A 23,388-nucleotide genomic window follows, 5' to 3' on the forward strand; every position below is an offset into this window, starting at 1 on the left:
GAACAGCATAAAACAAGAAATCCTTTTAAGTATGAAAGTAATTTGCATTGGTAATTACCCCCCTCGTAAATGTGGCATCGCAACTTTTACCGAAAACCTGGTTAAGTCGATGATGATGGCTGCCGAAATAAATCATGACGATCTTGAAATAGAAATCATAACAATGAACGATCAAAATCAGGTTTACGATTACAGTGAAAAAGTAGTTCGGGTCATTAATGATCAGGTTCTCGACGAATATATTTCTGCCGCGGATTTTATTAATCAGTCGGGTGCTGAGGTATGTTTGCTGGAACACGAATATGGAATATTTGGAGGTGACAGCGGGCTTTTGCTTTTACGATTATTGCGAAGGGTCAATATCCCCATCGTAACTACCTTGCATACCGTTCTGCAAAGTCCTACTTTTCTTCAAAAAGAGGTATTAAAAACGATTGCCAAATATTCATCAAAGTTGGTGGTTATGAGCAATCTTGCTGTTAGGTTTTTGAAAGAGGTGTTCGAAATACCTGAAAATAAAATCTTAAGGATTGAACACGGGGTACCTGATTATAAGAATTATGCAAATAAAGAAATTATAAAGCCGAAAGAATTTTTAAATAGAAAAGTAATTTTAACATTTGGATTAATTGGGCGCAGCAAAGGAATTGAAGTCGCGTTAAGGGCCTTGCCAAAAGTGGTAGAAAAACATCCCGATCTACTTTATGTTATTCTTGGAAAAACACATCCTCATGTGGTAAAACATGCAGGTGAAGAATACCGGGAGTTCCTGGCCCAACTTACAAAAGATCTTAAAATCGAAAACAATGTTCTTTTTGAAAATCGTTATGTGGATGAAGAAGAATTAATAAATTACCTCTTAGCTTCAGATATTTACATAACCCCTTATCATAATAAGGCCCAGATTACCAGTGGAACTTTGGCTTATGCGGTAGGTGGTGGATCTGCGATTATCTCTACACCTTATTGGCATGCCGAAGAATTGTTAGCAAATGATACCGGAATCTTGTTTGATTTTGGCGACAAAAAACATCTTTCAAATATTATTAATGATTTACTCGACCATCCGGACAAATTAAAAGCCTATCAGAAAAAAGCTTATCAATATGGGTTAAAAATTGCATGGCCCATTATTGGAAATCAGTACAATGAATGCTTAAAAGAAGCAATTGATCAATTTGAAGATCAAAAGGAATCTTTTAAAATTCCTCCTTTGAAACGCTTACATCTCGAGCGCATGACTGATAAAACAGGAATTATACAGTTTGCCAAAGGAAGTCTTCCGGATTACAGAACAGGCTATTGCTTAGATGATAATGCCAGGGCATTATTGCTCTGTTTAAGGGCTTATAAAAGATTTAAAGACGACAATTTTCTTCAACTCATTTACCGTTATAGCACCTATTTAATTTATATGCGAAATGAAAATGGGAGCTACAAAAACTATCTGAGTTATAATAAAGAATTTATTGACCAGATTGGTTCTGATGATGCTTTTGGAAGAACCATTTGGGCATTGGGATATTTGATCAGATATGCGCCTAATGATTCCATTTTACAAATAGGGCACGAAATGTTTGTTCGTTCACTTGGCTGGTTCAATGAACTAAAGCATGCGAGGGGTTGGGCAAACACCATGCTAGGACTGTATCACTATATTAAAAAGTATCCCGATCGGGAAGAGTTCGGAATTCGATTAAATGAACTTGCAAAAAAAATGGCAGCAGCTTTTTATAAATTTAGCAAGGATGATTGGTATTGGTACGAAGATATTTTAACTTATGACAATGGATTGTTACCTGCTGCAATGTATCGGGCTCATGAAGTACTTCATAATGATGAATATCTTGAAATTGCCGAAAAATCCGCCCAATTCCTTGAACGTAAATGTTTCACAGAAGGATATTTAAGAATTATTGGTAATCGGGAGTGGTACCCTAAGTTTGGAGAATTTGCAATCTACGGTCAACAACCCATTGATGCAGCAGCGATGGTAATTTTATATCATGCTAAATATCAAGCATTACAATGTGAAGACGCTGCTACAAAACTTAAAATCTGTTTTGAGTGGTTTCTCGGAAAAAATGATCATAGCATTCCGATGTACGATGAAGAAACAGGAGGTTGCAACGATGGGCTTGAAGAATTTACGATCAATCGAAATCAGGGGGCAGAAAGTACGATTTCGTATATCCATGCATACTTAATTGCAGGTGATTATTATTAACTATTCAATCCCTGCTTAATTACTTCAACGATTTTTATTGCTGGTTGAGCAAAGCTAAAAATTATTTCTTTAAAATTTTTTGAATCCTTAACAACAAAACTTCTTGGTCAACTGGTTTCTTGATATATTCGATTGCTCCCATTTTTAATCCTTTGGCTTCTTCTTCCTTGCTTGTAAATCCGGATAAGAGGACGACCGGGATTTTGATGTTATTATCGTTAATATAATTGAGCATTTGATAGCCATCAAAATTCGGCATAGCAATATCTGAAAGAATCAAATCAAATTTACCTTTTGAAATCTGAATTAGTGCGACAATTCCATCAGGCGCAATTTCAACTTCATAACCTCCCGATCGTAAAATACCGGCTATTACTTTTTGATTGATTACCTCATCTTCTACAACTAAAATACGTGCTTTATTAACTTCAGCTTCACCGTTCATCTTTTCGAGATTATAACCGGCAGGAATAAGTCGTTCCATCAAATCATCCATCGGAATTGCAGCATAAGTAGAAGCCGTATCTGACATTGCATATGGAAGTACCAACTGATTATTATGTATAATCGAACCACATGAATAAACTACATTTGGAACATAACCTTCACGTTCTTCTTCATTTGGCATAAGTAATGGTTCACTCAATTGCCCAATTACTTTGGTAGGATCTTCTAAATCAAGCAAAGTTGCACCCAAACAATATTTTCGCATGGTACCTACTCCGTGTGTAATTACTAACCATCCATGTTCGGTTTCAATCGGAGAGCCACAATTTCCAACCTGAATATATTCCCAGGGGAATTTTGGTTCCTGAATTTTTTTAGCCTTATTCCAAATATTAATATCATCAGAAAACATGATGTAATTATTTATGCCATCGAGCCTTGAAAGCATTGCATATTTATCATTGAGCTTCCGGGGAAATAATGCCATTCCTTTATTTTGTGCATTTTCTCCATGAATAGGCATAATTTTAAAATGATAAAAATCTTTGGTAACGATCAGTTTAGGCATAATGGTAAACCCATTATAAGCCGTATAAGTTGCATAATAATTAATGGTCCCGTCATTTTCGGTAAACTTTACAAATCGGGCATCTTCAATGCCGTTGCTTTCGGATGCCGCGATTGGAAAAATTACCCGATCGGAGATTCCAGTATCGAGCGAGAAGGTAATTTCATAATGTGAATCGGCCAACCAGGTCATGGTTTGCAGTTTTTTTCTTGCTGCAGCATCAGGGTTGATCTCAAGAATGGTTTGGTTGATGGCATTTATTAACTCATTATAATCAAACTCGAATCGCAGCTTTTCAGAAACAGGGGCAAGTTCTGTTTCTGTTAAATGCATTTCCATTAGTTTATTAAAGAATTCTTCTTTTTGATAAACTTTATTTCTTATCGCCTCGGCTTCATCAACTAATTTTCCGGTCTGTATAACCTGTAAATTATTGTCCTTATCAAGCAAACCTCCCCTAAAAACGATGGAAGAAATATGCCCTTCACCTGTAGCCCTAAAACTTAGAATTACCCTTTTTTCTCCTTCCATTAATCCTGTTTGATCAGGATCTTCTACGATGGATGGATTAAAAAACGCGGCTGATTCAATAGAATATTCACTGGTAAAGTAAGCACCAATCAATAGTTTTTTAAAGTCGGGAAGTTCACTTATATTCCCATTCCTACCATTCATGATCTCCTGAACACGATTAAAGTTAGTTTGAAATATGCGGGAAATATTTCGATGACGACTTGAAAAATCACGTAATGATTGATTTAAGGTAAGTTTGGCAGCCTGATCGGGCATATCAATCACTTTTTGGATAATAGATTGTATCCGGGTTTCCGGGCCGGGAAAAAAGAAACGTGTTATAACCCTTTTAGGATCTGAATAAAACCGAACTGCCTTCCTGAATACTTTAGTGCTCATTAGAATTAGATTTACAATTTAAAAATATACAAAAAACACTTCGATAAATAATTGAATTATTAATAAAACAAAAAGCTAGTACTTTTCAGGTATGTTTTTGAGAATATTGAACAAGAATTCACGAGCTCTGAATAGTTGAGCCTTAACTGTGCCTAAAGGAAGATCTAATTCTTTTGAAATTTCCTCATACGAAAACTCCTTGAAATATCTTAACTCTATCAAGGTTCGATAATGAGGTTTTAATTTTTCAACAACCTCATGCATCATCTCAATTTTTTGTGTCTTTATTATTCTTTCTTCAGGATCTAAGGTTTCAGAAGGAATGCTTTCGCCGAACTCGTGACTATTTTCATCTTCGCCCCTATTGTTTAATGAAAAAGTATTCTTTTTCTTTTTACGGATAAAATCGATGCAATTATTGGAAGCAATTTTAAATAGCCAGGTACTAAAAGCATAATCGGGAGTATATTGTTCAAGCTTTTTAAATGCCTTACCAAAAGCTTCAATGGTAAGATCATCTGCATCGTCAGGATTATTGGTCATTTTCAAAAGCATAAAGTATAATGAATCACGATAATTATGCATTAACGTAGCATATGCCTTCTGGTCACCATGATTAACTGCTGCCAAAACCAACCTATAATCACGTAATCCCTTCTCCGTCAGATGCGACCCTACTTCCATTTGTTTTGTTTAATAAATACATTCGATATTCTCACCGTCATATGGATGAATATCATGAGTAATTCCAGCAAAGGTGTAACTAACAATAATTTGCGTTCCGATAAAACCATCATGCTCTTTTTAATAATAATCAATTGCGTCAACAATCTTAATCCAAATAACCCCAAAACAATAAAAATATTGTATTCCAAGATGAGTAGTGTGGCAAATAGCGCATAAATAACAAACTTGCTTAGTTCATATTTCCCTAATAAAAAACGGGTTCCACTTCTAAAATATTTTACCGTATTTAATTGTTGTTGCTTACGAAGAAACCATAAACGGAAATATGGTACAAACGCAGTATGCATAAAACTTTCAGGACGAATAGATATGTTTGTATTCTTACTTGTGGCAACTCTATTTATGAATAAATCATCATCACCTGATTGTATTTTATAATGAGAAATAAAACCTTTTGATTTATAAAAAAGCGACTTTTTATATGCCAAATTCCTACCAACCCCCATAAATGTTTTACCAATTATTGCATACGATAGATACTGAATAGCTCTTTGTATTGTATCATAACGGGCAATTGTATTAAAGAGCCCCTTATCGGGTTTAATTGGACTGTATCCCAAAACTATTTCCGTTGAAGGAGTAAAAGCTAAAGCCATATTTTTCAACCACTGATCGGAATTTGGTTCACAATCAGGATCGGTCAATACAAGTAACTCGTTTTTTGCTGATTTGATACCAAGTGACAGTGGGAACTTTTTTCCACTGAAAAAATTCAAATTTTGGGCGATATTAACAATGCTGATATTCGGGTGTATCCTTTTTAAATCTTCAAGGTACTCAAGCGTATCATCGGTTGAAGAATCGTTAACGACTACAATTTCGAAACTGGGATAATCTTGCTCTAAAATTTTTGGCAACAAAGTTCTTAGCAAATAATCTTCATTCCTGGCACAAATCACAACCGAAACAGGGAGCAACTCTATGCTCTGCTTTGTTGGACGATAAAAAGCCAGCCTGCTAAAAATAAACCAGTAATATATCATCTGATCAATAAATGCCAAAGCATATATTGCCAACAATATAAAAGGTAAAGAAAATTGGGGAATTGGCATTTCCATTTCACAATAATTAGAACGTAAAATTATTCAATCTTCAGTAATAAAAATTAACTTAGAGCAATTTTTTATAAACATGAAATTTTCCATAAAATCGACTGATAAAAACTCCAATGCTCGTACCGGCATATTAGCTACAGGTCATGGCAATATTGAAACTCCCATATTTATGCCCGTGGGCACAGTAGGTGCCGTAAAGGCTGTTCAAATCCCCGATCTGACAAATGATACTAAAGCTCAAATCATTTTGGGCAATACCTATCACCTTTATTTGCGACCCGGGTTAAATATTATTGAAGAAGCCGGTGGTTTGCACAAATTTAACGGATGGGATAAACCTATACTTACAGATAGTGGTGGATATCAGGTTTATTCATTGGCAAATACACGAAAATTGACCGAAAAAGGAGTAGTTTTCCGTTCGCATATCGATGGGTCAAAACATGAATTTACCCCTGAAAATGTAATGGATATTCAACGAACCATTGGAGCTGACATCATCATGGCTTTTGATGAATGCACTCCTTATCCCTGTGAATATGATTATGCAAAAAATTCATTAAAAATAACTCATCAATGGTTGGACCGATGTATTGCACAATTTGATTGTACACAAGCTAAATATGGTTACGATCAAATACTTTTCCCGATTGTTCAAGGTAGTGTTTATAAAGATCTTCGCTTAGAATCTGCTGAATTTATAGCGTCAAAAAATGCAATTGGAAATGCCATTGGTGGATTATCTGTTGGCGAACCTCATGAAATGATGTATGAAATGACCGAGTTAGTTTGTAACATTTTGCCGAAAGATAAGCCCAGATATTTGATGGGAGTTGGTACACCTGAGAATATTTTAGAAAGCATTGCCTTAGGCATCGACATGTTTGATTGTGTGATACCAACAAGAAATGCCCGGCACGGAATTATTTATACATCAAATGGAATCATTAATATTAAAAATGAAAAATGGAAAAATGATTTCAGTGTTCTGGATGAAAATGGCCAATCATATGTAGATCATCAATATAGTAAGGCATATGTCAGGCATTTATTTGCAGCAAATGAAATTTTAGGGGGAATGATTACCAGTTTACATAATCTGGCTTTTTATTTATGGTTGGTGAAAGAAGCCAGAACTCATATTTTTACCGGAGATTTTACTAGCTGGAAAAATACCATGGTAAAAAAGCTTTCTGCAAGAATCTGATTAATGTACTATGTTTTCTATCTTTGCTTCACATAATTCATCATAACAACGCTTTTCGGTAGATTCATGAAAATAATCGATTATTATATTATTAAAAAATTTCTGGGGACGTTTTTTTATGCAATAAGTTTGCTGATCATTGTTGTTATTATCTTTGATGTCAGCGAGAATATAGATGATTTTTTGGAAAACAATGCTCCTCTCAAAAATATTATCTTCGATTACTATTTAAATTTCATCCCTTATTTTATCAATCTTTTTATTTATCTTTTCACCTTCATCTCAGTGATTTTTTTCACTTCGAAACTGGCATCAAATACTGAAATTATTGCCTTTTTGAATAGTGGGATTAGTTACAATCGATTCCTCAGACCTTATCTTCTTTCTGCCGTGTTCCTTTCAATACTTTCATTTTATTTATCAAATTTTTTAATCCCGCCGGCGAATGAAAAGAGACGAGAATTTAAAGATGAGTACATGGAGAAGCTGAACAAATTGAAGGATAGGAACATCCACCTACAAATCAGCCCGGGTGAGTTTGTATATGTTCAGAATTATAGTATTGGGAGTAATGTTGGTTTTAAATTCACCTTGGAAAGATTTAAAGATTTCAAATTAGAATATAAACTAAGTGCCGAACTTATAAAATGGGATACAGCTAATTTAGTTTGGCATCTGGAAGATTATTTTATCCGCAAAATTAACGGTGAAACCGAATCCCTTATAAAAGGTGTCACCCTTGATACAACTTTAGCGTTGGCTCCTTCAGATCTTTACTATCAAAAGAACGATTACGAGATCATGAATTATTGGGAGTTAAATGAAAGAATAAAACAAGAGAAACTGAAAGGATCGGACAATGTCAAGTATTATGAAGTTGAAAAAGGAAAACGTCAGTCAGCCCCATTTGCAACCATTGTAATGACCATTATTGGGGTTTCCCTATCAAGCAGAAAATTGCGAGGCGGAATTGGAATGCACCTTGGAATGGGGCTCGGAATTGCTTTTGCCTATATTTTATTCATGCAAATTTCAACAGTATTTGCAACCTTCGGTAATTTATCGCCACTATACGCAGCCTGGGTTCCCAATATCTTCTTCGGTATAATCGGAATAGCAATATTAACAACAACCCCAAAATAGAAGAGCCAGACAAATTTTCATTATCCGGCTCTTGAAAAAATTTATTAAATTTTTGATGACCAATAAAAAGAATCTTTGAAATTTGCCGACAAATCAATTGGTTTTTCAAACATCCCGTAAACAGCCGAGCCGCTACCACTCATCGATGCATACGTTGCTCCCAAATTGTATAATGCCGATTTAATATTTTTAAGTTCAGGATAAATGCCAAAAATGGGTTCCTCAAAATCATTGACCAAAGTATATCTCCACTCTTCAACTCGCTCGCTTTTAACAATTTCAGAAGAATGTCTTTCTTTCTTTTTTGGAATAATCTTTGAATAAGCGAATGCGGTGTCAACATGGATATCCGGTGCGATGATTACAAATTGATATGTATTCAAATCTATATTCATTTGTTTGAATTTATCACCTCTTTCGAACGCTGCATGTGGTTCATTTATAATAAAAAAAGCACAATCGGCTCCAAGTTTGGAAGCAAATTTCAATAAATCAGATTCTTTAATTTTTAAATCAAAAAGATTGTTCAGCAATTTCAAGGTAAAAGCCGCATCCGACGAACCACCACCCAAACCGGCGCCCATTGGAATCACTTTATGAAGATGGATTTTTACATCCGGCAAGCTAAATTTATCTTTTAATAAATGGTATGCCTTCATGCACAAATTTGCTTCCTGATCGCCGGTAATCCTTAACCCGCTTGAGTTAAAACTGGTTTTAGAATCTTCGGTTTTGATAATTTCCAAAACATCGCATAAATCCACCGGGAAAAATACGGTATCAATATTATGAAATCCGTCCGCTCTTTTATCTAATACATTTAAACCCAGATTTATTTTAGCATTTGGAAAAGCAATCATATCTTATCGAATAATAATGAAATATAAAATTAAAGAAATTAGACATCTGAAAGGTTTTATTTTTTTACTCCAGGTATTCAAACGATCATCCTATTTTAGTAACTTTGAGTGATTATATATATTCAATTTCTTAATTGCGCTTATGGCCCTTCTAAATTCGGTACTTTCCTGGCTCATAAAAAAGAGGATTCATCAAATTGAGCTCTTTAAAAAATATCCTCATGAAGTGCAGGAAGAATGGTTGAGGAAATTAATCAACAGCGCTAAAGATACTGAATGGGGTTTAAAATATGATTTTAAATCCATAAAAACCTATGCCGATTTTTGTGAACACGTTCCTGTAAATGATTACGATTCGCTTAAACCCTATATTGAACGTTTGAGGACTGGGGAGCAAAATTTATTATGGCCGTCCGAAATAAGATGGTTCGCTCAATCGTCCGGCACCACAAATGATAAAAGCAAGTTTATTCCTGTAAGTGAAGAATCGCTCGAGGATTGTCATTATAAAGGAGGCAAGGACATGCTTTCCATTTATTTTAACAATAATCCGAATTCCAATTTTTTTGATGGCAGGGGCTTGGCTTTAAGTGGAAGTCATCGCATCAATGAAGTGAATAATGAAGATTATTATACCGGAGATTTATCTGCCATTATCATCCAAAATTTGCCTTTTTGGGCTGAGTTTATCCGTGTACCAAAAAGAAGTGTGGCCCTGATGGATAATTGGGAAATCAAAATTGAAGAAATGGCCAAGACAAGCATTGAGTATAGCCTTACCAGTCTTTCGGGGGTTCCATCCTGGACCTTACTTTTACTTAAAAGGATTTTAGAGATTTCGGGTAAGGAAAACATTTCAGAAGTATGGCCCGATTTGGAAGTTTTCTTTCATGGAGGTGTAAATTTTGCACCCTATCGTAAACAATTTTTAGAATTGATTCCATCGCCAAAAATGCATTTTGTTGAGACTTACAATGCGTCAGAAGGGTTTTTTGGGATCCAGGATCAGCTTGATTCTAACGAATTATTGCTCATGCTCGATTATGGCATATTCTATGAATTTTTACCAATTGATCAAGTTGATAATGTGAATAAAAAACCACTTCCGCTTAACAAGGTAAAATTGCAGACCAATTATGCCATGTTGATTTCAACCAATGCAGGTTTATGGCGATATATGATTGGCGATACCATTGAATTTACCAATTTATCACCTTATCGAATTCGAATTACCGGAAGAACCAAGAGTTTTATAAATGCCGTAGGTGAAGAAGTAATAATCGATAACGCAGAAACTGCTCTCGCCGAAGCATGTCTTACTAATCAAGCTCTGATTAGTGAATATACAGCTGCTCCAATTTATGCTGATGGTGATAAAAGAGCTGCTCATGAGTGGGTGATTGAATTTGAGATCATGCCAAAAAACATTGAGGATTTTACTAATACACTCGACAAAGCATTACAATCACTTAACTCCGATTATGAGGCAAAAAGATTTAACGATATGATTTTGGACAAACCCATTTTAAGAGTTGTTCCAAAAGGTACTTTTTATAAATGGTTAAAGAAACGCGGAAAATTAGGTGGACAAAACAAAGTTCCACGTTTATCAAATAATCGGATTTATATTGACGATCTTCTGGAAGATCTTAAATTTTAAAATTGTTTGCCGTTTGTTTGATTTTTTTAACTTCGTACATAATTAAAATCACAAAGAGATGCATATAGCTATTGCAGGAAATATCGGTTCAGGGAAAACTACTTTAACCCGACTTCTTTCAAAACATTTTGGGTGGAAGGCTCATTACGAAGACGTTGACACTAATCCATACCTCAACAGTTTTTATGAAGATATGCAACGATGGTCATTCAACTTGCAAGTATATTTTCTGAATAGCCGGTTCCGCCAAGTGATTAAAATCAGGCAAAGTGGCAAAACTGTAATTCAGGATCGTACAATTTATGAAGACGCTTATATTTTTGCGCCGAATTTGCATTCGATGAACCTGATGTCGACACGTGATTTTGAAAATTACAGTTCCTTGTTCGAATTGATGAGTTCGTTTATTCAACCACCTGACTTATTGATTTATTTGCGTTCAAGTGTGCCGAATTTAGTGAATCAAATTCAGAAACGCGGGAGGGAATATGAAGAATCTATTCGATTGGATTACTTAAAACTCCTAAACGAAAGATATGAAGGCTGGGTTTCAAAATATGAATCAGGTAAATTATTGATTATTGATGTTGATGATATTGATTTTGAATCGGTCCCTGAAGATTTAGGAATGGTAATTGAAAAAATTAATGCAGAAATTCATGGCCTGTTTTAAATAAAACTCATGGCTACTATTGAAGATTTTAATAAACTTGATATACGAAGCGGGAAAATAATTGAGGTTTACGATTTTCCTGAAGCCAAAAATCCATCCTATATATTGGTGATCGATTTTGGTAATGAAATTGGATTGAAAAAATCGAGTGCACAACTTACAAAGAACTATAAAAAGGAAGATTTAATGGGAAGAATGATCTTAGCTGTTGTAAATTTTCCTTCCCGACAAATTGGCCCGAAAATTTCAGAGGTACTAACATTGGGCGTGCCGGATAAAAACGGGAATACCATTTTAATAGTTCCCGAGAACGAAGTACCTGAAGGTGCTAAACTTTATTAAGCTATTATGAAAATCATTGGCATTATACCAGCTCGTTATGAGTCCAGTCGTTTCCCGGGCAAGCCATTGGCAATGATATTGGATAAACCAATGATACAGCATGTTTATGAAAATGCGTCTAAAACTGTTTCTTTAAATGAACTTATTGTAGCTACCGACGACCTGCGAATCTTTGAGTGTGTGGAGAAGTTTGGCGGCAAGGTTGTAATGACCGGAAAGAACCACCAAAGTGGATCGGACAGATGCAGTGAGGTTTTGAAATTATTAATAGCTAAGAAGCAATATTTTGATGTTGTAATTAACATCCAAGGTGATGAACCATTCATCAAAACAGTACAGCTCGAAATGATAATCGAAAGCTTCGAAGAAGATTCAACTGCTGAGATTTCAACATTGGTAAAAAAAATTCATCAAACTAACGAACTTTTTAATCCAAACGTCGTTAAAGCAGTGGTCAATCATAAAGGAGATGCATTATACTTTAGTCGTTCACCCATCCCATTTATGAGAGATCTGGATCAGGCTCAGTGGATAAGCCATCATTCTTATTATAAACATATTGGAATATATGGATTTAAGACTGATGTACTGCAACAAATTACAGGCTTGAACAAGTCCGGTTTAGAGAAATCTGAAAATTTGGAACAATTAAGATGGCTGGAAAATGGCTTTAAAATAAAAACTAAATTAACAACTATTGAAAACATTGCGATTGATCAGCCGGAAGATTTAAAAAAAATTACAAATAATATTTGAATATTGAATTCAACGGTCGTACTTTAGCAGATTACCAGATTTTTAAGGGATAAAAAATGAAAGTTGCACGTTATATTGGAGACTTACTGTTTAAATACGAATGTATTGTTATTCCTGGATTTGGTGGATTTATAACAAAGGAAATTCCTGCAAAAATCCACCCTGTTCAAAATTATTTTGTTCCTCCTTCAAAAGACATCGTATTCAATGCTCATCTAAAAGCAAATGATGGGTTACTTATAAACCATATAGCCAGTTCAGAGAAAATTACTTATTTAGAAGCAAAGAAAACACTTGATCGATTTGTTGAACAATGCGAATCTGCTCTAAAAAACGGAAAAAGAATTCATTTCCGAAAAGTTGGCACTTTATTTTTAAATGAAGCCGGCTTTAAACAATTTGCACCGGATGGTACTCAAAATTACCTTGCCGATTCTTATGGGTTAAAAAGTTTTATTTCACCGCCTATCAAAAGAAGTACAACCGGTCGGCCAATTGTTAAAAAACAGATTCCACAAGATAGGAAAGCAGAACATGTTTATGAAAGGCCACAGATCAAAAAACCTATAGCAAAGCCTAAAGCCAAGGGCCCAAAGTATATTCGTATTAATGTATCTGCAGTTGTTATTTTGCTCATTGCTTCAGCCTTTTTAATATTCAGGTTCAATCACGTTAAGGAATACTACAAAAACTATTCTTCACTTATTCCTTTCTACTATGCCAATCCTAACGATTATCTTATTTCAAATTATGTTAGGCTTGGACTTGCAAATGTTACAAATTTGGGTGATAAATTAAAAGTTGTCGGAGATAAATTAAATATCAATTATGAATTACCTAAAGAAGAGACAGATAAACCTATAGTTGAAGAAAAAAAAACCGACTCAATTGTTGACACCTATGATATATTAGTGGAAAATTTAAAAGGGAAAACGAAGGATTTATCAGAAGTTGAATCTGAAAACAACAGAGCCATTGAAGCTCAACCGAATGAAAATGCTGCGCCACAACCTGTTGTTCTTGAAAATAAGATTATCCCAAAAAACGATCAAACTTCACCTAAATATTATATTATTGGCGGGTCATTTGCTAGTTTGGCCAATGCCGATAAGTTTGTACTGGAATTAAAACAAAAAGGATTTGAAGCCGACATTGCCGGAGTTAACAAATTCAATCACTACCGCGTGTATTATAACAGTTATAACAATATTGCTGATGCCAATCAAAAATTAGCAATTATCCGTAAAAATGAAAATTCTTCGGCCTGGATCTTACCTCTTTAGTTGTTAATATTCCATTTATCCCGACAAGTATTTCAGAATTATTATTGAATAAAATATTGAATGTCTCATCTTTTTCAGATTTTTTACGAAATTTGCTCCTCTAAAAAAATCGCTGGTGCCAAAAAATAAAATTAGGAAATTTCAAGAAAATCTCACATTTCCAAATCTCTTTCAAATAGAATATCATGATTTGATGGCCAACGGGTTTGGACTAAAAGGTAATTGGCATAATGCCTATTTCAAAAATCAGAACCCGATTATTCTGGAACTGGGCTGTGGTAAAGGAGAATACACGCTGGGGTTAGCCAATAAATATCCTAATCATAATTATATTGGCGTGGATGTTAAAGGTGCAAGACTTTGGAGAGGTGCAAAGTCATCAATTGAACAAAACTTAACAAATGCAGCCTTTGTACGAACACAAATTGAAACCATTGATTATTATTTTGAGAAAAAAGAAATTAGTGAGATATGGGTCACATTTCCAGATCCTCAACCAAAATCTCTCAAAACTCACAAAAGGTTAATTTCACCCAGATTTCTGGAAATTTACAAACGATTTCTTAAACCTTGCGGGGTCATCCATCTAAAAACCGACAATCTAAATTTATTTGAATATTGCCTTGAAATGATTAAAACGGAAAAGCATGAATTAATTCTTCAAACAAAAGATCTTTATAATTCAGATATTGAGGAGGATGTTAAAATCATTCAGACCTATTACGAGACACGTTATCTTCGTGAAGGGAAAAAAATAAACTATTTAAAATTTATTATGCATGAATGATGACATGCCTTTTTTCGAACAGGTTTACCAAGTTGCCCAACTAATCCCAACCGGAAGATTTACTACCTATGGTGCCATTGCAGCATATATCGGAAGTAAAGGCTCGGCCCGTATGGTTGGTTGGGCAATGAATGGGTCTCATCACGCAATTAAATCTATTCCTGCCCACCGTGTAGTTAACCGCAATGGGATGCTTACCGGCAAACATCATTTTGGGGACCCGACCTTGATGCAAAAATTACTTGAAAACGAAGGCATTCAAATAGCTAATGACAAAATCATTGATTTTGAAAAATATTTCTGGGATCCAGCAAAAGAATTGCTTTAAATAACTCCAATCTCATCCGAATGTCTTAATTTTACCAAATCTAAATAAGAATAGTATTATTAAATACCAGTATGCAAAAAGAAGCAATATTTGAGCAGTTGAAACAAATCATTTATTTCCCTAAACGGAATAATATTGTTGAGTTGAATATGATTGAAAACTTACAAATGAGTGAAAGTGAAGTAAGTTTTAACCTTGTGTTTCCTGATTTGAACGATCCGGGCATTAAAATGATGGTGGAAAATTGTTCTGGCTTAATTAAGGAAAAATTCGGAGAAGCAATTCAGGTAAATGTCAATCCCATCGCACAAAAAAATAGTGGGGAAGGGCCCTTATCGGGTGTTAAAAAGATTATTGCGATAGCTTCAGGTAAAGGTGGTGTAGGGAAATCAACCGTAGCAAGTAACTTAGCGATTGCCCTATCAAAATTAGGTAAGAAAGTGGCACTGCTCGATGCCGATATTTATGGCCCATCCATGCCAATTATGTTCGGCTTGGAAAATGCGCAACCATCGGCCACTCAAGTAAACGGTAAAACAAAGGTATTGCCCATTGAAAAATATGGCATCAAAATTTTATCGATTGGTTTTTTTGTTAAAGCTGATCAGGCATTGATTTGGAGAGGCCCTATGGCTTCAAGTGCCTTAAATCAATTATTCAATGATGCCGTTTGGGGAGAGATCGATTATATGCTGGTTGACCTTCCTCCCGGTACCAGTGATATTCATCTTACATTAACACAATCATACCCAATAACCGGAGCAATAATTGTTACAACACCGCAGCAAGTAGCTATAGCTGATGTTAAGAAAGCAGTTGCCATGTTCAGGCAAGAAAAAATAAATGTGCCTGTTTTGGGAGTTATCGAAAATATGTCATATTTCACACCGATAGAATTACCTGACAATAAATATTACATCTTTGGGAAAGGCAATGCCGAAAATTTTGCGATAAATTTAAACATCCCATTTTTAGGTGAAATCCCTTTAGTTGCTGCAATTGCTGAGTCGGGCGATAAAGGAAGTCCCATCGCAATGGACGGGAATGGCATCATTGGGAAAGTTTATGCCCAATTAGCTAAAAATATTATTGAACAGACTTCATAATACAATTTTTATTAAGACTTAATTTACAAATAGAATTTTATACATTTGCATTTTCAAATTTAAAAGTATTTTCCTATGAGCGAAACTAATAAAGAATTAGAGCAGAAAGTAATAAATATCATTGATCAGGTTCGGCCTTATCTTCAACAAGATGGTGGCGATATCAAGTTTGTAAACATTACCGACGACTTGGTTGTAAATGTAGAGTTGATGGGTGCTTGTGGTGCTTGTCCTTATAGCACAATGACCCTTAAAAATGGCGTTGAATCTGCAGTTAAAAAAGCTTTACCCCAAATTAAATCAGTAGAAGCCATAAATCTGTAAACAAATTTACGATAAATACTTTGCAACAATAGGCATTCTTCTGCCCATCCCAAAAGCTTTAGGCGACACCCTCAATATTGGGGGTGTTTGGTATCGTTTATATTCGGTGGTATTTACCATCTTCAGTGTGCGATCAACAATTTGCGCATCAAAACCCATCTTTTTCAAGTCTTCAGGACCTTTTCTGAGTTCGATATAATTATACAGAATTTGGTCTAATATCTTATAATCAGGCAATGAATCTGAATCTTTTTGATTCGGACGGAGTTCGGCAGAAGGAGGTTTGATAATTGTATTTTCCGGAATAATTTCTCTTTTCCTATTAATATAACGAGCCAGCTCAAACACTTCGGTTTTATAAACATCACCGAGTACTGAAATACCTCCGTTCATATCGCCATATAAAGTGCCATAACCCACGGCTGCTTCGCTTTTGTTCGAAGTATTAAGCAGTATTGACCCGAATTTATTTGACAAAGCCATTAAAATTACCCCTCTCACTCGTGCCTGAATATTTTCTTCGGCCAAATCAAAAGGTAAACCTTTAAATTGCTTACTTAAACTTTCTTTTATAGATATGTAAGAACTTTCGATGGGAATGACATCGAACTTACAATTTAAATTTAAAGCCAGCTGTTTTGCATCAGATATGGAATGATCGGAAGAAAACTGAGATGGAAGCAAAATCCCTGTAATATTTTCAGCACCCAGTGCTTCTGCTGCAATAGCAGCAGTTACTGCCGAATCGATCCCTCCTGAAAGACCCAATATGGATTTTTTAAAACCCAGTTTATGAAAATAATTACGTACGCCCATTACCAAAGCTTCATGTATCAATTCAATTTTTGAAACAAACGGTGATAAAATAACATCAGTTTTAAATTCGATCACTTCATCTAGGTCGATTAGCTGAAGGTCTTCTGTAAAATAATTACACTCCTTAACCAACTCGCCATTAGCATTATATACCAATGATCCTCCATCAAATAATAGTTCCGTTTGTGCACCCACATGGTTAACGTAAACTAAGGGTAGTTTATATTTTTTTACATTTTCAAGTAAAATTTCTTTTCGTGACGATGCCTGTAAATAATTAAATGGTGATGCGGCTATATTAATTATCAAATCAGGGTTGGATTTGTATAATTCGTCCATAGGATTTGCCGTATATAAAGGATTATCACCAACATTCCATAAATCTTCACAAATGGTCAAGGCAATTTTTTTCCCCATATATTCGATTGTTTTAAAAACGGTGGAGGGCTCAAAATAACGATATTCATCAAAAATATCATAGGTTGGCAACAAACCTTTATGATGAATGGAAACGATCTTTTTATTGCATATAAAAACAGCAGAATTATACAAGCGTTTACCTTTAACATTTATATTTCTACTCGGAGAGCCAATGATCACAGCTATATTTTCGGTTTTCTGTGCAATTGATTCAATACTTGCCCAACATCTGTCAATATAATCATCAAATTCAAGAAAATCACGGGGTGGGTAACCCGATATAGCCAGCTCGGCGAATACAACTAACTCTGCTCCAAGGCTCCTGGATTGATCGATAGCCTTGAAAATTTTGTCAAGATTTTGATCGAAATTTCCGATGTGATAATTTAATTGGGCAATAGCTAATTTCACAATTTTACACCTTGTATTATTAAAAAAGAAAGCTTACATAAATTTCAAAATAATTGTTGATCGCAATTTGGTTGATTGATGGATTAATCTTGTTCTCGTCTTTCAGTATATCGTTAATTCCGTTATTAAAATTTATCCCGGTAATTAACTTGTTTGATCCTCCTAAAGCGTACTCCATTCCGGCCCCTACAATTACTGCATATCTTGCAAATTTTATTTCTTTATAAATATCATTTTCCTCATTGATCTGACCGGCATTCTCCGAAAGAAACTTATCCTTTGCATTTCCCGATAACAAGAAATTAAGTTCCAGCCCTACCTGTCCAAAGAACCGTTTTTTTGTATTTTCATTTGTTTTCATCCTAAAAATAAGAGGCAGACCTAAATACTTAAAATTATATAACCTGCTCATTTCTCCTTCAATAGGATTTCCCTCAATGGTTTTAAGGTCGGGATAAGTAAGTGCTGAACGGATCATTGTAATATTCACTCCTGAATGGAGATCGTAGTTTTCCATAAGGTGAATTTCTGCAACGAGACCCCAACTAATCCCCGATTTTACGCCATCATAATTATAACCATCAGAATTTGGTTTCATCCAACCAATATTGGGTGACAATTTCATCCCGAATAAAAATGGCTTTTCCTGAGCCAGGCTTTGACTAATTGTTGCCGAAACTAAAATAAACAGCACAAATAATTTTTTTTTCATCCGCAATCAATTAATATTTAACGAAATAAATTATAATTTAGTGATCTGATTTCTTAAATAATTCTATTTTAAAATCCCAATACTAGCATTCAAGATACTGATAAGCAAATGTAATTAAATCAATATTAATACGCTATAATATTTGACAAAGATGATCGTTGTTAATAACCTGTTATATATTTACTTTAGTTCTTATGAATTGACTATCTTTGTTAATGCAAATTTTTTTACATGTAATAATTCAAATATTATTTTTGAAACTATAAAAGTGAAGAAAAATAAATATTAATTAACCTCAAAAATTAACAAATCAAACAATATCATGAAAAAAGTTATTTTATTATTTGCAATTACTTTGCTAGCAAGTACTGCATTCTCGCAAATTTCATTCGGGCCAAAGATTGGCTATAACACATCTAAACTTTCCACAGACAAAAGCGAAATCAAATCTGATTTGCAAAGCAGCTTTCAGTTTGGGCTTTTTTTAAGATTAGGAACTAAAATATATGTTCAACCTGAAATTAACTGGGTAACTGAAGGTGGAACATTCAAATCTGAAATTGGATTTTCGAATCCTTTTGAGAGTGATGTTAAACTAAACACTATTCAGATCCCATTCTTAGTAGGAGCTAAAGTCATTGATCTAAAACTACTTAATTTAAGGGTTTTTGCAGGTCCTACAGCATCTATTGTTACCGATAAAACCATTGAAGGCACAAATGATCTCGGAATACATGTTGATGATATCGAAGATTTAAATTGGGGCCTACAAGTTGGAGCTGGTGTTGATGTTTTAATGTTTACCCTAGATGTTCGATATAATATTGGATTAACCAAAGTTATAGGGGATGTAGACGGAAATACCTACGATTCAAAAAGTAATGGATTCACCGTTTCACTAGGTTGGAAGATTTTTTAACTGAATGAGTACCTCGGTTTTCAGGATGCCAAATCATATGATTTGGCATCTTTTGCTTACGTTAATCCTTCAGTGTGAAAAAACAAATAATGATTAACTTTTACTGTACAGTTTTTTATTAAAAATATTCTCCTTGAAATTTAAAACGTTTTATATAATTGTTATTCTATTCTTACTTAATTCATGCAACAGTGAAAAGGAAAGAAAATTAGATTTTGATGTTTCGGGTATAAAACTAGCTGATTTTAGCATTGCACGCTACGAGCGTGATCTCTTCAACCTACAACCTGATCACATAAAGGAAGGCTTGCAAGTTATTCAACAAAAATATTGGATTTTTCTTGCTGCTGATCTGGAGGATACCACGAATTTGAACAAGATCGAAGATTTTATAACAGATCCTGAACTAATTAACGCATTTCAAGAAACAGAGAAGAAATTCCCTGATCTAAATTCACTAACCTTTGAGCTAGGAAATGCTCTTAAATATTACAAACATTATTTTCCTGAAAACTTTATTCCTCAAGTTTTTACTTATGTCTCAGGATATCAATATGAGTATCCTGTGCAAATTGCCGACAGTGCGGTTATCATTGGATTGGATGTTTATTTAGGCAACGATTTTAAAACTTACAGCCAAATCGGTATTCCCCGATACAAAATTGAAAGGATGCAACCCAATTATATTTCCATTGATTGTATGAAAGAACTTGCCCTGCAATTACTACCTCCATCCCCAAAAACAACTACATTTCTGGATGAAATAATTAACCTCGGGAAAGTCATGTATTTTCTGGATGCTACCTTGCCAAAGAAGGAAGAGTTTTTAAAAATTGGCTATAGTCCGGAACAGCTTAAATGGTGCTCGGAAAACGAAAGAAATTTGTGGGCCTTTATCATCGACAATCAGGTATTATTCAGCTCCGATAGTCAGATTATCAGAAAGTTTACAATCGACGGACCTTTTACTGCCGCTTTTTCTAAAGAAGCTCCTGCCCGCCTTGGCACATGGTTCGGATGGCAAATAGTCCGTTCATACATGAACCATCATCCTGATATCACACTTGCTGAATTATTCAGGAATACAGACAACAATTTGATCTTTTCCCAATCCAAGTACAAACCACTTCAGTAAAAATTAATTCTTGCATTTCTGCGACATTTTAACTTTTTTGGTATTAAACTTTACCTGAATCTTAATTTTGCAGGTTAAATTATGCTCGTTAAAACATTCGGAAGCGCCATCATTGGAATTGATGCCTTAACCATAACTATTGAGGTTGAAGTTGGTCAGGGTATCAATTTTTACTTAGTCGGATTACCTGATAGTGCGGTGAAAGAAAGTCAGCAAAGAATTGAATCGGCCCTATCTCAAGTTGGATATAAATACCCGGGGAGAAAAATTGTCATCAACATGGCCCCTGCCGATATCCGCAAAGAAGGTTCTGCCTATGATTTACCACTGGCCGTTGGAATTCTGGCAGCATCTGAACAAATTAAATCTGACCTTTTAAACGATTACATCATCATGGGAGAACTCTCACTTGATGGCAGCCTGAACCCCATAAAAGGAGCTTTGCCAATTGCTATTTCTGCTTTGGAAAATGGGTTTAAAGGGATTATTATTCCCAAAGCGAATGTATTAGAAGCTTCAATTGTCAGTAAGTTAGAAGTTCTAGGAGCCGAAAATATTACAGAAGTGATTGAGCATCTGGATGGAAAAACCCCAATCATCCCATCAATAATTGACACCAGAAAAGAATTTTATTCGCAACTTAATCATTACGAGTTTGATTTTTCGGAAGTAAAGGGACAGGAAAACATAAAACGGGCACTTGAAATTTCAGCTGCCGGTGGGCACAATGCAATTTTGATAGGCCCACCCGGATCAGGAAAAACGATGTTGGCAAAACGAATGCCCTCCATACTTCCACCTTTGAACTTAAAAGAAGCTTTAGAAACCACTAAAATTCATTCGGTTGCAGGCAAAATGGGAAATCACAAAGGATTAATTACGGTTCGCCCTTTCCGTGCGCCCCATCATACGATAAGCGATGCCGGTTTGGTTGGAGGAGGGTCCTTCCCTCAACCCGGTGAAATCACCCTGGCACAAAACGGTGTATTATTTTTGGATGAACTTCCAGAATTTAAACGAACCGTTTTGGAAGTAATGCGACAACCCATGGAAGATCGTAATGTAACGATTTCACGTGCAAGGATATCAGTTGAATACCCGGCCAATTTTATGTTGATTGCAGCTATGAATCCATGTCCTTGCGGGTATTACAACCACCCCGACCAGGAATGTGTTTGTGGACCGGGCATGGTTCAAAAATACCTGAATCGCATTTCCGGTCCTTTGCTCGACCGGATTGATATTCATGTTGAAGTAGTTCCTGTTCCGGTTGATACACTCTCCGATAATACTCCAAGCGAACTAAGTGAGTTGATACGTCAGCGTGTAATTAAAGCCCGAAAAATACAGGAAGTTCGTTTTACAGATAGTGAAAATACACATTGCAATGCTCAAATGTCGACCAAACAATTAAGAGCGATTTGTAAGATTGACGATACAGGTCAACAACTTTTAAAAAATGCCATTAACAAATTGAATCTGTCTGCCCGTGCTTACGATCGTATCATCAAAGTTTCCCGCACTATCGCTGATTTGGAAGGACAAGAAGAAATACTGACCGAGCATTTGGCTGAAGCCATTCATTATAGAAGTCTTGACCGTGAAAGCTGGGGAAATTAATTAATAAAGTACTATCCACAAAATACTTAGATTAAGCAAATGAAAATGAAGAAGAAACAAGAAACGGCAGACAAAAAAGAAATTTTTAAGTGTTACAGATGTAGATACATTTTAGATGAATTTACAAAATATTGTCCCCGCTGCGAAGAAGAGCAATTACAGATTTTAATGCAGCCTTATATTGAAAAGTAATGCAATATGATATCTTGAGAAGCTTCCAGTATTATATGCAAAACCATTGTTGTGCGAGGTTTCCAAACCATTGTTGTGCGAAGTTTAGAAACTTCGCACCGAATAGAAAGTAGACCTTGTCTACTTAAAATCTTGATACCGAAAAGAAAAATCACATGGGTTACAAATATCAAATACATGACCAATCAAAAGCATACTATTTAACTTTTACAGTAGTTCAATTGGTGGATGTTTTCAGCCGAAGGACATATAAAGATATTGTCATTGATAGTCTTAAGTATTGTCAAAAAAATAAGGGATTAGTAATCTATGCATATGTAATCATGACCAATCACTTGCACCTGTTAGTCAGTGCCGATCATGAAAACTTAAGTCAATAATTGCCGATTTTAAAAAGTTTACAAACAAGGCCATCATTAGAATAATTCAGGAAGGTGATGAAAGCAGAAAAGACTGGATGCTCAATCTGTTTTCATTCGAGGCTAAAAAACATAGCCGAAATAAGTATTTTCAATTTTGGAAACAGGAGAGCCATCCGGTTGAGATTTATTCAAATACGTTTATTAAACAGAAGGTTGAGTACATTCATAATAATCCAGTAAAAGCTGGGATTGTTGAAAAACCTGAAGAATATTTATATTCCAGTGCAAGAAATTATGCTGACAAAGTAGGAATATTGGATGTGGTTCGCCTTTCGCTTTATGTTTTGTAAGGGTTTTGTTACTTTTGTAGTTAAAA

General features: G+C 35.0%; 21 protein-coding genes and 1 pseudogene. 16 read left to right on the forward strand and 6 right to left on the reverse strand.

All coding sequences use genetic code 11. The features are described 5' to 3' along the window. Positions 1 to 31: 31 nt before the first annotated feature. The gene (locus tag KKG99_11900) at positions 32 to 2,227 is read left to right on the forward strand and encodes a glycosyltransferase (GenBank protein ID MBU1013700.1); all 2,196 of its coding nucleotides are present in this window, start codon (positions 32 to 34) and stop codon (positions 2,225 to 2,227) included. 61 nt (positions 2,228 to 2,288) lie between these two features. Here KKG99_11900 and KKG99_11905 read toward each other — a convergent pair whose 3' ends face one another. The 3 genes from KKG99_11905 to KKG99_11915 all read right to left on the reverse strand — a co-directional run bounded on the left by KKG99_11905 (position 2,289) and on the right by KKG99_11915 (position 5,959). Next, positions 2,289 to 4,154 carry a response regulator gene (locus KKG99_11905; protein MBU1013701.1) on the reverse strand — a complete coding sequence of 622 codons (1,866 nt, stop codon included), beginning with the start codon at positions 4,152 to 4,154 and terminating at the stop codon, positions 2,289 to 2,291. A 75-nt stretch (positions 4,155 to 4,229) separates the two neighbouring features. Next, entirely contained in the window at positions 4,230 to 4,838 is a 609-nt protein-coding gene (locus KKG99_11910) for a sigma-70 family RNA polymerase sigma factor (protein MBU1013702.1), read from the reverse strand. Continuing rightward, positions 4,829 to 5,959 carry a glycosyltransferase gene (locus tag KKG99_11915; protein MBU1013703.1) on the reverse strand — a complete coding sequence of 377 codons (1,131 nt, stop codon included), beginning with the start codon at positions 5,957 to 5,959 and terminating at the stop codon, positions 4,829 to 4,831. The genes KKG99_11910 and KKG99_11915 overlap by 10 nt, the downstream gene beginning before the upstream one ends. 73 nt (positions 5,960 to 6,032) lie before the next feature. Between KKG99_11915 and tgt the strand changes: the two genes are divergently transcribed. Together tgt and KKG99_11925 are read left to right on the forward strand one after the other, a co-directional pair. Then, positions 6,033 to 7,163, forward strand: coding sequence for a tRNA guanosine(34) transglycosylase Tgt (tgt, locus tag KKG99_11920; protein MBU1013704.1), 1,131 nt, complete (start codon positions 6,033 to 6,035; stop codon positions 7,161 to 7,163). A gap of 66 nt (positions 7,164 to 7,229) precedes the next feature. Then, complete coding sequence (locus KKG99_11925) at positions 7,230 to 8,306, forward strand: LptF/LptG family permease (GenBank protein MBU1013705.1); 1,077 nt, start codon at positions 7,230 to 7,232, stop codon at positions 8,304 to 8,306. Positions 8,307 to 8,350: 44 nt separating this feature from the next. Here KKG99_11925 and KKG99_11930 read toward each other — a convergent pair whose 3' ends face one another. After that, on the reverse strand, positions 8,351 to 9,166 hold the full coding sequence (locus KKG99_11930; protein MBU1013706.1) for a 4-(cytidine 5'-diphospho)-2-C-methyl-D-erythritol kinase: 816 nt from the start codon (positions 9,164 to 9,166) through the stop codon (positions 8,351 to 8,353). A gap of 142 nt (positions 9,167 to 9,308) precedes the next feature. Here KKG99_11930 and KKG99_11935 point away from each other — a divergent pair, with 142 nt between their 5' ends. The 9 genes from KKG99_11935 (at position 9,309) to KKG99_11975 (ending at position 16,425) form a co-directional block, all read left to right on the forward strand. After that, positions 9,309 to 10,826 carry a GH3 auxin-responsive promoter family protein gene (locus KKG99_11935; GenBank protein MBU1013707.1) on the forward strand — a complete coding sequence of 506 codons (1,518 nt, stop codon included), beginning with the start codon at positions 9,309 to 9,311 and terminating at the stop codon, positions 10,824 to 10,826. A gap of 58 nt (positions 10,827 to 10,884) precedes the next feature. Further along, positions 10,885 to 11,499 (forward strand): deoxynucleoside kinase, encoded by a 615-nt coding sequence (locus KKG99_11940; GenBank protein MBU1013708.1) that lies wholly within the window; start codon positions 10,885 to 10,887, stop codon positions 11,497 to 11,499. A 9-nt stretch (positions 11,500 to 11,508) separates the two neighbouring features. Beyond that, positions 11,509 to 11,841: a tRNA-binding protein gene (locus tag KKG99_11945; protein ID MBU1013709.1), complete on the forward strand. Its 333-nt coding sequence runs from the start codon at positions 11,509 to 11,511 to the stop codon at positions 11,839 to 11,841. Positions 11,842 to 11,847: 6 nt separating this feature from the next. Further along, a complete protein-coding gene (gene kdsB, locus KKG99_11950; protein MBU1013710.1) occupies positions 11,848 to 12,597 on the forward strand; it encodes a 3-deoxy-manno-octulosonate cytidylyltransferase in 750 nt (249 codons plus the stop codon). A gap of 56 nt (positions 12,598 to 12,653) precedes the next feature. After that, positions 12,654 to 13,880, forward strand: coding sequence for an SPOR domain-containing protein (locus KKG99_11955; GenBank protein ID MBU1013711.1), 1,227 nt, complete (start codon positions 12,654 to 12,656; stop codon positions 13,878 to 13,880). Between the two features lie 112 nt (positions 13,881 to 13,992). After that, a complete protein-coding gene (gene trmB / locus KKG99_11960) occupies positions 13,993 to 14,667 on the forward strand; it encodes a tRNA (guanosine(46)-N7)-methyltransferase TrmB (protein MBU1013712.1) in 675 nt (224 codons plus the stop codon). Beyond that, the gene (locus tag KKG99_11965) at positions 14,660 to 14,995 is read left to right on the forward strand and encodes an MGMT family protein (GenBank protein MBU1013713.1); all 336 of its coding nucleotides are present in this window, start codon (positions 14,660 to 14,662) and stop codon (positions 14,993 to 14,995) included. The genes trmB and KKG99_11965 overlap by 8 nt, the downstream gene beginning before the upstream one ends. A gap of 71 nt (positions 14,996 to 15,066) precedes the next feature. After that, complete coding sequence (locus tag KKG99_11970; protein ID MBU1013714.1) at positions 15,067 to 16,101, forward strand: P-loop NTPase; 1,035 nt, start codon at positions 15,067 to 15,069, stop codon at positions 16,099 to 16,101. Positions 16,102 to 16,176: 75 nt separating this feature from the next. Then, positions 16,177 to 16,425 (forward strand): NifU family protein, encoded by a 249-nt coding sequence (locus KKG99_11975; protein MBU1013715.1) that lies wholly within the window; start codon positions 16,177 to 16,179, stop codon positions 16,423 to 16,425. Between the two features lie 6 nt (positions 16,426 to 16,431). On the opposite strand, the gene KKG99_11980 is transcribed toward KKG99_11975, so the two are convergent. Then, positions 16,432 to 18,072 carry an NAD+ synthase gene (locus KKG99_11980; protein ID MBU1013716.1) on the reverse strand — a complete coding sequence of 547 codons (1,641 nt, stop codon included), beginning with the start codon at positions 18,070 to 18,072 and terminating at the stop codon, positions 16,432 to 16,434. A gap of 19 nt (positions 18,073 to 18,091) precedes the next feature. Beyond that, positions 18,092 to 18,784: a PorT family protein gene (locus tag KKG99_11985; GenBank protein MBU1013717.1), complete on the reverse strand. Its 693-nt coding sequence runs from the start codon at positions 18,782 to 18,784 to the stop codon at positions 18,092 to 18,094. A 322-nt stretch (positions 18,785 to 19,106) separates the two neighbouring features. Between KKG99_11985 and KKG99_11990 the strand changes: the two genes are divergently transcribed. The 4 genes and pseudogenes from KKG99_11990 to KKG99_12005 all read left to right on the forward strand — a co-directional run bounded on the left by KKG99_11990 (position 19,107) and on the right by KKG99_12005 (position 23,362). Continuing rightward, positions 19,107 to 19,703, forward strand: a complete 597-nt coding sequence (locus KKG99_11990; protein ID MBU1013718.1) for a PorT family protein — start codon at positions 19,107 to 19,109, stop codon at positions 19,701 to 19,703. Between the two features lie 133 nt (positions 19,704 to 19,836). Beyond that, entirely contained in the window at positions 19,837 to 20,838 is a 1,002-nt protein-coding gene (locus tag KKG99_11995) for a hypothetical protein (protein MBU1013719.1), read from the forward strand. An 81-nt stretch (positions 20,839 to 20,919) separates the two neighbouring features. Further along, a complete protein-coding gene (locus tag KKG99_12000) occupies positions 20,920 to 22,458 on the forward strand; it encodes a YifB family Mg chelatase-like AAA ATPase (GenBank protein ID MBU1013720.1) in 1,539 nt (512 codons plus the stop codon). A gap of 347 nt (positions 22,459 to 22,805) precedes the next feature. Further along, positions 22,806 to 23,362 (forward strand): annotated as a pseudogene (locus KKG99_12005) (transposase). Positions 23,363 to 23,388 lie beyond the last annotated feature (26 nt).

The organism is Bacteroidota bacterium (assembly GCA_018816945.1).
Classification (GTDB): domain Bacteria; phylum Bacteroidota; class Bacteroidia; order Bacteroidales.